General features: G+C 70.4%; 11 protein-coding genes. 6 read left to right on the plus strand and 5 right to left on the minus strand.

The features are described 5' to 3' along the window. Window positions 1-69 precede the first annotated feature (69 nt). Both ACZ4W9_RS27780 and ACZ4W9_RS27785 read right to left on the minus strand, forming a co-directional pair. A complete protein-coding gene (locus ACZ4W9_RS27780) occupies window positions 70-1,908 on the minus strand; it encodes a hypothetical protein (protein WP_467940342.1) in 1,839 nt (612 codons plus the stop codon). Continuing rightward, the gene (locus tag ACZ4W9_RS27785) at window positions 1,908-2,342 is read right to left on the minus strand and encodes a hypothetical protein (protein WP_467940343.1); all 435 of its coding nucleotides are present in this window, start codon (window positions 2,340-2,342) and stop codon (window positions 1,908-1,910) included. The genes ACZ4W9_RS27780 and ACZ4W9_RS27785 overlap by 1 nt, the downstream gene beginning before the upstream one ends. Window positions 2,343-2,786: 444 nt before the next feature. Between ACZ4W9_RS27785 and ACZ4W9_RS27790 the strand changes: the two genes are divergently transcribed. From ACZ4W9_RS27790 to ACZ4W9_RS27805, 4 genes are all read left to right on the plus strand, one after another. Continuing rightward, entirely contained in the window at window positions 2,787-3,308 is a 522-nt protein-coding gene (locus ACZ4W9_RS27790) for a hypothetical protein (RefSeq protein WP_467940344.1), read from the plus strand. A 65-nt stretch (window positions 3,309-3,373) separates the two neighbouring features. Continuing rightward, window positions 3,374-5,650: a hypothetical protein gene (locus ACZ4W9_RS27795; protein WP_467940345.1), complete on the plus strand. Its 2,277-nt coding sequence runs from the start codon at window positions 3,374-3,376 to the stop codon at window positions 5,648-5,650. A gap of 23 nt (window positions 5,651-5,673) precedes the next feature. Then, on the plus strand, window positions 5,674-6,210 hold the full coding sequence (locus ACZ4W9_RS27800; protein WP_467940347.1) for a hypothetical protein: 537 nt from the start codon (window positions 5,674-5,676) through the stop codon (window positions 6,208-6,210). Between the two features lie 105 nt (window positions 6,211-6,315). Then, a complete protein-coding gene (locus ACZ4W9_RS27805) occupies window positions 6,316-6,522 on the plus strand; it encodes a hypothetical protein (protein WP_467940348.1) in 207 nt (68 codons plus the stop codon). A gap of 31 nt (window positions 6,523-6,553) precedes the next feature. On the opposite strand, the gene ACZ4W9_RS27810 is transcribed toward ACZ4W9_RS27805, so the two are convergent. Genes ACZ4W9_RS27810 through eccB form a run of 3 tightly spaced genes read right to left on the minus strand, consistent with a single transcriptional unit; the run spans window position 6,554 to window position 9,943 of the window. Then, window positions 6,554-7,162 (minus strand): hypothetical protein, encoded by a 609-nt coding sequence (locus tag ACZ4W9_RS27810; RefSeq protein ID WP_467940349.1) that lies wholly within the window; start codon window positions 7,160-7,162, stop codon window positions 6,554-6,556. After that, window positions 7,150-8,403: a type VII secretion-associated serine protease mycosin gene (gene mycP / locus ACZ4W9_RS27815; RefSeq protein ID WP_467940351.1), complete on the minus strand. Its 1,254-nt coding sequence runs from the start codon at window positions 8,401-8,403 to the stop codon at window positions 7,150-7,152. The genes ACZ4W9_RS27810 and mycP overlap by 13 nt, the downstream gene beginning before the upstream one ends. Before the next feature lie 10 nt (window positions 8,404-8,413). Then, complete coding sequence (gene eccB, locus ACZ4W9_RS27820; protein WP_467940352.1) at window positions 8,414-9,943, minus strand: type VII secretion protein EccB; 1,530 nt, start codon at window positions 9,941-9,943, stop codon at window positions 8,414-8,416. 197 nt (window positions 9,944-10,140) lie between these two features. Here eccB and eccE point away from each other — a divergent pair, with 197 nt between their 5' ends. Together eccE and ACZ4W9_RS27830 are read left to right on the plus strand one after the other, a co-directional pair. Beyond that, complete coding sequence (gene eccE, locus ACZ4W9_RS27825; RefSeq protein ID WP_467940353.1) at window positions 10,141-11,478, plus strand: type VII secretion protein EccE; 1,338 nt, start codon at window positions 10,141-10,143, stop codon at window positions 11,476-11,478. Beyond that, on the plus strand, window positions 11,475-12,272 hold the full coding sequence (locus tag ACZ4W9_RS27830) for a hypothetical protein (protein ID WP_467940355.1): 798 nt from the start codon (window positions 11,475-11,477) through the stop codon (window positions 12,270-12,272). Before eccE ends, ACZ4W9_RS27830 begins: the two co-directional genes overlap by 4 nt. Window positions 12,273-12,500: the final 228 nt, after the last annotated feature.

Genomic DNA, 12,500 nt, shown 5'->3' on the forward strand with positions numbered 1-12,500 from the left:
TCAGGAGGGCGGTCCTCGTGCCGCGTCGACCGGTCCCTGGCTTCATGCCGTGTATGTCCTCGCTCGTGTTCAGTCGCTCTTCTGAGGCACATCACGCCGCTGCTGCGACGAGCGGTGCTGTTCCGTCCGGGCGGTCCCGCCGGCACGGCCGGTCTCACCGGCCGGAGCCTGCCGACCGCCCACCGCACCGCGGCCCAGCCCCGTGGCACCGGCCTCGGAGCCCTTGAGCGGAGAACCGCTGGTGTTGCGCGCCCCGCCGATGACACCCTCGGGGTTGCTCGCCGAGCGCAGCACCGCCCGGCCCGCGCCGGGTTCGGCCTTCGCCGTGGGGGCGCCGACGACGCCTCGCTGACCGAGGGCGCCCTTCTGCTGCGTGGAGGAGATCGGCTCCTCGGCGCCGACGACCATACCGCGCGGGACCCGGGGACCGGCCGTGGATCCGGACGTACGACCCGTGACGGGCTTGCCGCCCACGACGCCGTTGCGCGCCGGACCCGTGGGACCGATTGCTCCAGGACGTCCACCAGGGGTCCCGGTCGTCCTCGGCGTACCGCCGGTGACGGGACGGCCTACCGGAGTGCGCCCGGACTGAACAGGGCCCCGTGCGCCCTGCTGGCCCGTCGGGGTCGCGCGTCCCGTGGCATGAGCCTGCCCCATCGGACCCTGCGGAACCCGGCCGCCCGGTACGGATCGCCCTGCCTGGCCGTTCGGCCCCTGCGGCACTCGACCGGTGGAGACGGTACGCCCCGACTGGCCCGCCGGTCCCTGTGACGTTCGACCGCTTCCGGTACCCACAGGGCCGGTCCGCCCTTGCGCCGTCACCGGGGGACGGCCGGCCGGTCCGTAGCCGGGAGTTCGGCCGGTCGGCGTGACGGGAGGCCCCATCGGTCCCGTGGGCAGCGGCGGCACCGGTCCCCCGCCGTTGGTCGTCGGCAGGGTGGGCGTCGGAGTGCTGGGCGGACTGGCCGGTGTCTGCGGGGGCAGGGTGGTCGTGGTGTTGATCTCCGTGCCGACGTCACGGCCGGTGGACGTGGACGTACCGGGGTCGTGGACTTCCTTCAGGGGCGGTACGTGACCACCAGTCCCTGTTCCGCGGGAGGTAACCGACTCCGCGTGCCCTCGTGTCGTGTCCCCATGGCTTCCCGCCACACCTCCACGCAAAGAGGAGGGCGTGGAGGATCCTGACCGGCCCGGCGAGGAACCCGTTTCATGCCCGAACGGCTTCGGCACCCCCACATCCGGAATCGGCTTGTAAGGCTTCGGATCGGTGTCCAGGGCCATCCCCAGGGCGGTGGCGGACACGGAGTAGAACGAGGCCAGCCGGTTCACCTGGTTGATCGCCTCTTGCCGGTCCTTCTCGACCTTGAGCGCGGCGGCGTAGTCCGGATCACCGTCGACCTGCTTGGCCTTGGGCAGGTCCTTGGGCCGCTTCTGTTCACTCGCGGGCCGCGTGTCCCGGGGCGGCATGGAGTGGCGCACGGAGGCCAGACCGGTGGCGGCGGCGGAGATCTCGGTGGCGGCGATGTCGGCGAAGGTCGCGAGCCCCTTGGTCCAGTCGATGAGACCGCTGGTCCACGAGTGGAACTGCTTGGCGCCCTCGCCTTCCCAGTCGACGCCCTTGAGGTTGGTCTCCAGGTCCGTGGCCGCGTCGTGGATGGCCTTACGGGCGTCCCACAATGCCTTGCTGGCCGTCTCCAAGTGCTCGGGATTGGAGTGGTGGACCAAGTCGATCATCGCGTTGAGATCGTGGTCCTCGAAGTCGGTCCTGCCGAGGGAGAGTGCCGCCCCCATGGGCGTGCCCCGGAAGCCGTTCTGCAGCCGACTGATCGTGTTGACGATGCCGACCTGCCGGTTGGCCTGCTCGACGTCGGCCTTGTACTCGGGCTTCTGCTGCCAGTTGTCAGTCACTAGAACTCGCCCTTCGCGGACGTGTGCTCGCCACCGTGCTCACCGGCCTCGACCGGCTTCTTCTCGGCGTGCTCGTCCTTCTGCGTCGCCGTCCGGTGCTCCTGGTCGAGATGGGAGTGGATCTGCCAGAACCGGCGCCGCACCTCGTCCTCCGTACCGTCGTACGTGACGTCGGCCGCGTGCGCCGCGAGCGTCAGGGCCTCGATCTGCAGGCCGAGGTTCTGCGACAGCGAGGTGAGGCGCTCGTGCACCTGCTCGTACTTGGAGTGCAGCTCGGTCGCCTCGTGGAAGGGGATGTTCGAGCCGCTGAAAGAACCGGCGCTGAGCGTGTGCTCCGCCAGCCTGGACGGACTGCCGGGGGCACCTTCGAAGGCCTTCAGCGCCTTGTCGACATCGTTCTTGAACTTGCTCAGCGCATCAACGCCGCGCCTCATGCCCGAGCCGCCACCGTCGCCCACCGCGACCCCTTCCCCGTTTCCCCGTTGGTAGTGCTGGACGGATCGAGCGGGAGCCGGCCGCGCCGTCGATCCATCGCGGACCACTGTAGTCACTGCCTAAATGGTGGCCAACTGAACTCTGCGACAGTTCAGTTGCGATGGTGTCCCAAAGAGACCGGCTCATGACGGAGCGGATGGCGACAAGACGGTCAATAACGACAGAAGAGTTTCGGTATCTACTCAGAAGCTTCACACGCGGGGGGCCGGCCAGTTGCCCCGGACCGGAACTCGGCAACCCTGAAACCGGCCTCCCAGGCGGCACTCTCCGCCGAATTTTCACGCCCGACAGGTCGCACATGGCGGACATGGCGCAAATTTTCCCTGCCGTTGGTTGCTAGGTTGACCCGGCACCGGACTAACCACGGGGGAAGGGGCCCTTCCATGGGATGGGACGAATGGGAGCGGCTCAAGGCGCAGGCTGCGCAGGGGCAGTCGGCACACATGCAGCTCAACCACGTCGACGGGGGCGGCGGCACCTACGGCCCCTATGTCCTCCCCAGCAAGACCGGTGACCTCAAGGTCGGCCACAAGGACCTGGAGAAGATCGGCAGCGCCGCCCACCACCTCTACGACCAGTTGTGGGACAAGGCCCGCGTGGCGACCCCGGGCAGCGACTCCGCGGCCGGCGACCTCACCCGGCAGGGCTTCGCCCTCGGCGCCGGCCTCCAGCACGTCTCGAACCGCTGGGAAGAGCAGCTGAAGTCGCTGATGGACGCCTGCGCCCAGATCTCCAACCACATGCAGACCACCAAGACCGTGCACGCGAACGACGAGCACTACATCCAGCGCCAGATGAGCAGCATCGACGCCCTGGACGACGGCTTCGACGAGCGGGTGGGGGCGCCGGGCGGGAAGAACGACTACGGCGACGACGGCAAGGGCAAGGGCAAAAAGAAGGAATAGCGGCGCCGGTTGTCGACGACGCAGACGATCACACCGCCGACACGCTCTCCCTGGGACGACCACCAATGGACTTCAACGCCCTCTACCACGCCAACTTCAAGCTGCTCGACGACGCCGTCGGCGACTGGTCGACGCTGGTGAACCACCTCGCGGACCTGAAGAAGGACGCCGAGGACGATCTGCACAAGGCCGCCAACGCGGCCGACTGGGCCGGCGTGAACGCCCAGGTCTCCAAGCAGTTCATCGGGAAGACGGCCGGCGAGTTCGGCGACGCCCACACGCAGGCCACCACCATCTACAAGATCCTGCTCGACACCCGGGACGAGCTGAAGACGTTCCACCAGCAGCTGACGGACGCCGTCTCGCGCGGCCAGAAGAAGAACCTGACCGTCACGGACGCGGGCGGCGGCAAGTTCACGGTCATGGGCAACACGCGGCCCGACTGGGGTTCGGACCCGAGCGGCAACAAGAGCGCGACCAACCAGAAGGACGTCGACGACCTCCGCGACGAGATCCAGGGCATCCTCAGCAAGGCCACGGAGAGCGACAACTCGGCCAAGGACGTCCTCATGGCGATCGTCGACCAGGCCAGGATGGGCTTCTCGGACGCCAGTTACAAGGACCGGGACACCGCGGCGGCGGCCGTGAAGGAAGCCGACGAACTGGCGAAGCTGGCCAAGAAGGACATCGACGACCTGTCGGTGGAGGACTTCGACCGGCTCAACGCCGGGCTGAAGAAGTACCACGACGACCCGCTGTTCTCGGAGCGCTTCGCGAAGGACCTCGGGCCGGAGAAGACCCTCTCCTTCTGGGCCAATGTCAGCGACCCCCAGGTGGCGTGGGACGTGAACCACGCACGGCGCGACCAGTTGGGCGAACTGCAGAAGAACCTCGGGCTCACGCTCGCCACGGCCAGCCAGAGCGACACGGCCGACATGACCGAGTGGAAGCGGCGCATGGTCGACCTCGGCGACCAGGAGGTCGGCGGCAAGCGCGGCGGCCTGCTCGGGTTCCAGGTCATGAGCAACCTCATGCGCGTGGGCGACTACGACGACGACTTCATGAAGCAGTACGGAAAGAGCCTCATGGAGACGGAACGGAAGTTCACGGATGACGGCAAGCACGGGGCCTGGCAGCGGATGGGGTTCAGCCCGTACCTCAACCACATGAAGGGCGACTCCGGTTTCGACCCCTTGTCCGGCTACCTCAAGGGCCTCTCGAACAACCCCGGCGCGGCGACCGACTTCTTCAACGACGACTTCATCCCGAAGGACGGCGACCACAAGCACGCGGTCTCCAACTTCAAGTACCTCTTCGAGGACCGGCACTGGCCGCACGAGAGCAACAGCGACCTGAGCCGCGGCGAGAGCACGGATGGCCGCGACAACCTCGCGTCCGCGTTGGAAGCCGCCACGACCGGGCATCCTGCGGGAGAGATCCCCACACAGGACACCGCACCGCACAGCGAGGAACAGGCCAAGCTGTTCAACGCCATCGTCTCGTCGGTGGGAGACGACCCGGAACGACTCACCGATCACAACGTCATGTCCGACAGCATGGGACAGATGGCTTCCGAGTATCTTCCGGACATCAACCGCGCCACGACTGACGTGAGCCGGGACTCGGAGGACTGGAAGCAGATCGAGAAGCTCTATCCGATCGCCGGCGCCGATTCCGAGGTCAAGCACCGGGATGTGAGCAAGTTCCTGTTCGCCGTCGGGCAGGATCCACGAGGATACGCAGCTGTCGAAGTGGGTCAGCAGGCATACATGTCCAAGCTGATGGAGTACCACCTGAATCCGGATCTGCCGGCGGATCAGCGCTTCTCTCAGGACCAGGAGACCACGGTCAAGTACATCGCCCAGCGGTCCGGCGAAGTGTCGGGCGTGCTCGGTCTCGGTCGACAGGAAGAGATCGCGAAGCCGGCCGGCGACAAGGATCACGACTTCGACTACAGCGTTTCCCAGCGCAAGAATCTCATTTCCGGCGGAGTGGGAACGGTCGTGGGTGTCGGAACGTCCTTCATCGCGACCCCTTGGATCGGCGCGGCTGCCGGCGGTGGGGCCGGTACGGCCACCAGCATGCTCCTGGAGCACATCTACAAGGATGCCGAAGGGCATGCGCTCGAGGAGGCCGCCGATGAAATGGGAAGTCGTTGGCAGGCCGGCCTGGAGAAAAACAACGAGTATGTGGCCATAGGCGCCCAAGAGGCCGCCAAGCAATATCACCTGGCGAACGTGGACGACATCGGCACGTGGTCGCGTGAAGGGGCTCGGCAGGGCTACATCAACGCGAATGACATTCTGCAGGGACAGGCTCCCGGCAGCAGAACGACCTCCTGACATCCAGCCGTGACGAGAATGCCATGAATGTAACTCCCGGTTCTTTCCGAGGCCGCCGAAGCGGGGCAGCCATCGCGGTCTCCGTTCTCCTTCTCACACTCGCGAGTTGCTCTGAGGACGAGCCGGAACGCGGGTACTCCCTCCCCCGGAGCGCCTGCGGAACCGCTGTCGACGCTGAGGCGCTCGCCGAGTTCCTCCCGCCTGGGAAGAAGGTCTCGACCGAGGTCACCATCGCTTCCGCCAAGGCCACTCGCTGTGCCGTCTCCGTCGACGGGAAGCGGGTCGTGTACACCGCGCGGGAGTGGTGGAACGACATGTCGGTACGCGAGTTCGCCAAAGGGCTGACCCTTGACAAGCTGGGTCAGCAAACAGAGGACGGTCGGTTCGTCTACTCCGGGAACCAGGCGTTCGGAAAGACGAACGGTTGTCGCAACGACCGGAACCAGGTTCTCTACACGGCTGTGCTGGCCTCGGGATCGGAACACAGCGATGCCGCGGCCATGAAACAGCTGATCACCACGTACACGGAGGCGGTGCAGCGATCCAGCGCATGCCACTGAGCGGACCACGCAGCATGCGTTGCCTGAAGGAGGCTCGGGGTTCGATGGCTCGGCTGGCCTTGGCCGCCACGGCGGTGCTCGCGGCGTTGGGACGGAACGTGGGCGGTGACGGCCGATCTGCAGTGGTGGGAGGAGGACGTCGACGTGTCGACCGTCGTCACCGCCAACCCGGAGACCGACAAGGCCGCGCAGTCGGCCGACGACGACTTCTTCTCCACCGGCACAGGCGCCGTCAAGCTGGTCAAGGGCTGCAAGAAGAAGCTGTCGGCCGCGTTCACCGAAGCCGTCGGGCGGTCCCGAGAATGCTCGTGAGGCACGACATCACCGCCATGCATACCGTCCGTCAGCACTCGCCCTTTCCCAGGGACGTCTTGAGGCGGTAGCCCTGGTATGTCAGGGTTCCCTCGCCGCCCGTGATGCCCGGTGGGGTGTAGTCGTCCTTTTTGGAGCGGGTGCGCTCGAGGTGGGTGCAGAAGGCGGTGTCCGTGCCGTCGGCGGTGATGGTGAAGGACGCCTTCGCCTTCGTGTTGGTCTCGGCCGGCTCGACCGTCACCCCGTACTCCGGGGCGTCGCCGCCGCCGTACCGGATGACCCTCTCCTCGATCAGCGACGCGTAGTCGGTGAAAGCCAGGGGCGTGCCCGCGTCGTCGGCCCGGAAGGTGTAGCCGTCCAGGTCGTCGGCCGTTCGGCGGACCGCGCCGGTCAGCTCGCCGTCGCTCCAGGAGCCGTCGTCGGAGACGCCGAAGCCCTGGACGGCCAGGTAGACGCCCATGCCCGCCATGCCGAGGAAGAGGACGCGGGCCACGACGAAGGCGGAGTCGGGCAGTTCCGGGGCCGACGGGTTGACGTTCGCGCGCCAGGAGCGGACCCGGTCCGACCTGACGCAGGCCATGGCCACCAGCACCGCGGACAGCACCAGCGACAGGACGTTCAGCTTGTTCAGCGCGTCCATGGCCTGCCTTCCCGCAGGCCGCGGCGCCGGCGGCGGGCGTCGCGGACCGCCACCGCTCCGCCGCCGAGGCCCGCCACCAGGACCGCCACGGCCACGGCGACGTACGTCGCGATGCGGGCCGTGCGTTCGCGCGGGGTCTCGCCGAGGGTGAGGCGGGCGGGGGTGGGGGCCTCCGCATGGGTGAGGCCCGCGTCGGGGTGCGGGGACTCGATGGGGTGGTCGTCCTCGGTGAGGGCCCTGACCGGGTCCACCACGCCCCAGCCGACCAGGGGATCGTGGCCGGCGATGGAGCGTTCGGCGGTCTGCTCGATCTGGGCCACGATCTGCCGGGGCGTCCAGTCCTGGTGCTTGGCCTTGATCAGCGCGGCCACGCCCGCCACGTAGGGCGCGGAGAAACTCGTGCCGTTGTCGGGGCAGTGCCCGCCCTTGGGGACGGTGGAGATCATGTCGACGCCGGGGGCCGCCACGCCGACGAAGTCGCCGGACTGGGAGAAGGCCGCGCGTTCGTTGTTGCGGTCCGACGCCGCCACCGCGAGGACTCCCCGGTACGACGCCGGGTACGTCTTCTTCCGGTTGCCGCCGAGGCCGTCGTTGCCGGCCGAGGCGACCACGACGATGCCGGCGGCCAGGGCCTCGTCGACCGCGCGCCGCAGGTCGTCGTCCGGCGGGACGGCGTTGGCCGTGTCCTGGGAGATGTTGATGACGTCGGCCTTGGCCTGGATAGCGTGCCGGATCGCCCGGGCGAGGGTGGCGGCCGTGCCGTTGCCGTCCGCGTCGTTCTGTTTGATCGGGATGATGGTGGCCTCGGGGGCGAGCCCGACGAATCCCGTGCCCTTCACGGGGCGGGCCGCGATGATGCCCGCGACCCGGGTGCCGTGGCCGACGGTGTCGGTCGTGCCCTTGCCGTTGCCGCGGTCGAGGGGCCGGCCCTCCTTGTCCTTGGGGGGCAGGAAGTTGGCGCCCCGGGACGCGTCGACGGCGTGCGCGAGCTGCGGGTTGGCCGTGTCGACGCCGGTGTCGATGACGGCGACCCTGACGTTCCTGCCCTTGGACTGGGTCCACAGCTCGTCGAGGTTGACGCGCTGCAGCGCCCAGGGCGTGCCGGCGTACTTGTGGTTGGTCTTGTCGAACGTGCACTGGTCGGAGGCGGAGTCCGCCGTGGCCGCGGGCGCCGTCAGCAGGGTGGCGGCGACGGCGGTGGCCGCCGCCAGGGCCGTACGGGCGCGGAGCGTGGACGTCATCGTCGCCCCCTCAGGAACCCTGCGGCTGGCGGGCCGCCGCCGTCGACAGGCGGGGGCCGGTCGGCAGGAACTTCGACCAGGGCGCGGGGATCGGGGCGGGGTCGACGTCGGCGTAGCCGAGGCGGGTCTGCGCCAGCTTGGCCTCCTGCTGGAGCTGCTTGCGCTGCTTGGCGGAGACGCCGATGCCCTTGTCGTCGCCGGCGCTGTCGTCGTTGGACTGCAGGGCGTAGCGCAGGCCGGTGTCGGTGACCAGGAAGACCGGGCCGGCCTTGGTCTCCCGGCCCTGGAACTGGCGGTAGAGCTGGCCGGAGCCGGCGGTGACGTAGGCGCTGGAGGAGCCGGTGGGCAGCACCGCCGGGAAGTCGGTGCCGGCCCAGGTGCTCAGGGTGGTGGCGCCGTCGTCGGGGTCGACGTGGTGGAGGACGTTGCACACGGTGTTGCGGCTGCCGTCGGCCGGGGCCGGGTCGTTGACGGCGCTGGGCTTCTCGGTGGGCCAGGTGTGGTCGGCGGCGAAGGGCGCGCCCCGGGTGATGGCGCCCGCGCTGACCTCCTGGGCGTGACCGTTCTGGCCGAGCTTCACGAGGTCCGTGCTGGCCAGCAGGAGCTGGGCGACGAAGTCGGAGACGGGGGCGACCCGGCCGGGCAGGACGACGAAGTACTGCTCGTGGCCGTTGACCGGGGCGCGCAGCACCATGCCGACGCGGTTGGCCCCCTCGTCGAGCTGGCCGGGGGCGTTCGCGGCGGCGGCGGGCACGCCGGTGACCGACGGGAAGCTGATCGGGTCGCCCGGGTGCAGAGTGTCGATCCACGCCTTGGTCACCCGCTGCGGGGTGCGGTCGGCGCCCACGATGGTCTGGAGCAGCAGGCTGTCGTCGGCGGCCACGGGGTAGGCCCGGCCGTGCGCGTCGACCACGTACTGCTTCCTGTCCGGGGTGGCGACGTAGAGGAGTTCGCCGCCGCGCAGCTTCTGCCGGCTGCCGCGGAGCTTGTCCCGGTCCCGTTCGGCGAGGACGAACGCGGCCTTCTGGACGGAGCCGCCGCTGCCGCTCGGGCGCTCGCAGACCGCCCACTCCTTGGCCGCGCCGGCCTCCTTGCCCGAGGGCAGCCGGTCGGGGGCGTAGGGGATGCCGATGGTGACGCCGTGCGGGATCTCGCCGTTGTCGAGGACCGACTCGTCGACGGTGACCACGTCGACGTCGCTCTGGGTGTCGAGGACGAGCTTGGCCGAGGCCATGTTGAGGACCGGGTGGAGCTGCACCTTGTCCTTGGTCTTCAGGACGACGTACCGGGTGGTGGACTTGCTGGCGATGATCACCTTCTGTCCGGGGGCGTCCCAGCCCTGCGGGGCCGTCGGCTTGAACATCCCCCAGGCACCGAAGGCCGCCAGCACCACCACGCCGACGATCGCGCCGGGCAGGATCGCGCGCAGTGGCCGGGGGGCTCCCTCGTCGGAGGCATCCGGTGACGACTGCACGAACGACGCGAGCATGCGGCGCTTCGCGAAGGTGTAGGCGTTGAGTTGGTCCCGCCGAGATGCCATCTGTGCCTGTTTCTCCCCGTGACTCACGCGGAGCGCGCCCGGGGACCACGCTCCCCCGCCCTCCGTTGTCGGACCCGGCCCCTACTATGCCTTCTACGGAGCGGGTCTCGTGGAGCGGGTAGGGTACCTGGGCCCTCAAGGGCCTTGTTCAGTGGCCTGGTTCCAGCGAGTTGTGAGCAAATCGGGGGGATGGAGTGATGGCTTCCGGAACGCGGACGCGAGCGCGCGGCCGGTCGGCGGCACGAGGCCGCGCGGCCGGGTCCGGATCCGCGCCGCGCGGTGCGTCCGCCCGGCGCGGCGGCGACCGCCAGCAGGTCACGCCCGGCCTCAGGCAACGCCCGGGCCAGGCCGCCTCGTTCCGTTTGCAACGGCTCGTGCTGGTGGAGCTGGCGGCGGCCGTGCTGCTCGTCGGCTGGGCGGTCGGCATGGCGGCCCTGGTGCCGGCGGCGGTGCTCGCGCTGGTGCTGGTCCTGCTGGCCTTCGTACGGCGGCGGGGCCGGTCCCTGCCGGAGTGGCTCGCCACCGCACGGGAGCTGCGGGCACGGCAGAAGCGGGCCGCGAACACCCCGGTGCCGCCGGGCACGGAGCCCGGACTGGTCCCGGCGGTGGAGTGCGAACCGGCCCTGCGCACGTACTCGTACGGCGCGCGGGACCGGCGGCCGGCCGGCATCGTCGGGGACGGCACGTTCGTCACGGCCGTGCTCCAGGTGGAGGCCGACGCGACCGCGCTGCGCGCCGAGCGCAGCCGCCAGCCGCTGCCGCTGGGGCTGGTCCGGGACGCGCTGGAGGTGGACGGGATCCGCCTGGAGTCCGCGCAGATCGTGCTGCACACGCAGCCGGCGCCCGCGCTGCACCTGCCCCAGCAGTCGGTGGCCGTCGCCAACTACATCCCGTTGCAGGAGCAGACCGGCGCCCCGGCCGTGCGCATCACCTGGATCGCGCTGAAGCTGGACCCCGAGCTGTGCGCGGAGGCCGTTGCCGCGCGCGGCGGCGGGCTGGAGGGCGCGCAGAAGTGCGTCGTACGGGCCGCGGACCATCTGGCGAGCCGGCTGACCGGCGCGGGCTTCCGGGCCCGGGTGCTGGACGAGGAGGAGCTGGTCGCCGCCCTCGCCACCTCGGCCTGTGCCAACCCGCTGGTCACCGCGGAGGCGGGGCGCAGCGAGACCCGGGAGCGGCGCACGGAGGAGTCGGGCCGCAGCTGGCGGTGTGACAACCGGCGGCACACCACGTACTGGGTGCGGCGCTGGCCCCCGCTGGGCGGCGGCCGGGCCGAGTCCCTGCCGCAGTTCGTCGCCCGGGTCACGGCGATACCGGCCCTGGCGACCACCTTCAGTCTGACGCTCGCCCCCGGGGAGCGGCAGGAGGTGTCGCTGTGCGGGCACCTGCGGGTGACGGGGCGCAGCGACGACGAACTCGTGGCGGCGCGGCGGGCGTTGGAGGCCGCCGCCCGGCAGTCCGGGGCGGGCCTGGCCCGGCTCGACCGCGAGCAGCTGCCCGGCATGCTGGCCACGCTGCCCCTCGGAGGTGCGCGGTGACGACCCTTCCGACGACTCCTGCCGGGGCGGGCCCGGCGGCCCCCGCGGCGCCGGGGACACGCGAGCCGTCCGGGCCGCGGCGAGCGGTGGACCGGCTGCGGCACGGGCTGGGCCTGATCGGGCCCCGGCACGGCCGGCACGGGCTGCCCGTGCAGCAACTGGACGCGCTGGCCCTGCCCATCGGGGACGACGGGGTGGTGGCCGGCGTCGACGCCGAGGGACAGCCGGCCGTGCTCGGCATCAACCGGCCCACGCCCTACGACGTCGTCCTGATCGGCGGCCTGTGGACCGCGCAGGTGCTGGCGCTGCGCTCGGCCGCCACGGGCGCCCGGGTCGCCGTGGAGACCGGCCGGCCGCAGGCCTGGATGCAGATGGTGCACGCGATGGGCGGCGGCCAGAACGGCCTGTCCGTGTACGACGTCGGGCGCGTCCCGCCGCAGGGCGCCTCCGCCGGTACGCCGGTGCTCGTGGTGCGGGACTGCGGCATGCGGCCCCCGCGCGGCCGGGTGGTGTCCGGTCCCTGGCAGTCGGTGCTGACGCTGCTGCCGTATCTCAGCCCGGTCGCGCCCCGGCTGCTGCGGCAGGCGCGGCTCGCCGGCATCCAGCGGGTCTCGCCGGACGAGGCGGCCGAACTGGGGCGCACGATGGCGCTGTCGCGGACCGAGGTGGAGTCACTGCCGGCGCTGCCCGACGGGGTCACCCTGTGGTGCTCCGACCGTGACCGGCAGTACGTGCTGACGCAGCCGACGGACGCCGAGATCGGATTGTTGGGCACCCCGCGCCGGATGGACTGAACTGCCCTTTCCCGTCCCTTTTGTCGGGGCGTCCTGGTGGCCTGGTGGGACGGGTGGGGCACCTCCGGGCGGGTGCCGGCCCGGTGGGCGGGCGCGGAGAGGCGGGCGGGCCTGCCGGGGTGCGGCTTCCGGTGATTAGGCTGGGAGCGGGCGCGATGGCAGGACCCGTGGGCCGGGCGTCGGTGTCCCGGGGGGGCCGGCGAGTCGGACCGCCCCGAACGACTACGG

The sequence above is a fragment of the Streptomyces sp. NPDC029296 genome (genome assembly GCF_055569255.1).

Excerpts from the sequence above, each read along its gene's own strand:
- eccB (WP_467940352.1), bottom strand. The coding sequence starts at position 9,943 with ATGGCATCTCGGCGGGACCAACTCAACGCCTACACCTTCGCGAAGCGC.
- ACZ4W9_RS27785 (WP_467940343.1), bottom strand. The coding sequence starts at position 2,342 with ATGAGGCGCGGCGTTGATGCGCTGAGCAAGTTCAAGAACGATGTCGAC.
- ACZ4W9_RS27810 (WP_467940349.1), bottom strand. The coding sequence starts at position 7,162 with ATGGACGCGCTGAACAAGCTGAACGTCCTGTCGCTGGTGCTGTCCGCG.
- mycP (WP_467940351.1), bottom strand. The coding sequence starts at position 8,403 with ATGACGTCCACGCTCCGCGCCCGTACGGCCCTGGCGGCGGCCACCGCC.
- ACZ4W9_RS27795 (WP_467940345.1), top strand. The coding sequence starts at position 3,374 with ATGGACTTCAACGCCCTCTACCACGCCAACTTCAAGCTGCTCGACGAC.
- ACZ4W9_RS27800 (WP_467940347.1), top strand. The coding sequence starts at position 5,674 with ATGAATGTAACTCCCGGTTCTTTCCGAGGCCGCCGAAGCGGGGCAGCC.
- ACZ4W9_RS27790 (WP_467940344.1), top strand. The coding sequence starts at position 2,787 with ATGGGATGGGACGAATGGGAGCGGCTCAAGGCGCAGGCTGCGCAGGGG.
- eccE (WP_467940353.1), top strand. The coding sequence starts at position 10,141 with ATGGCTTCCGGAACGCGGACGCGAGCGCGCGGCCGGTCGGCGGCACGA.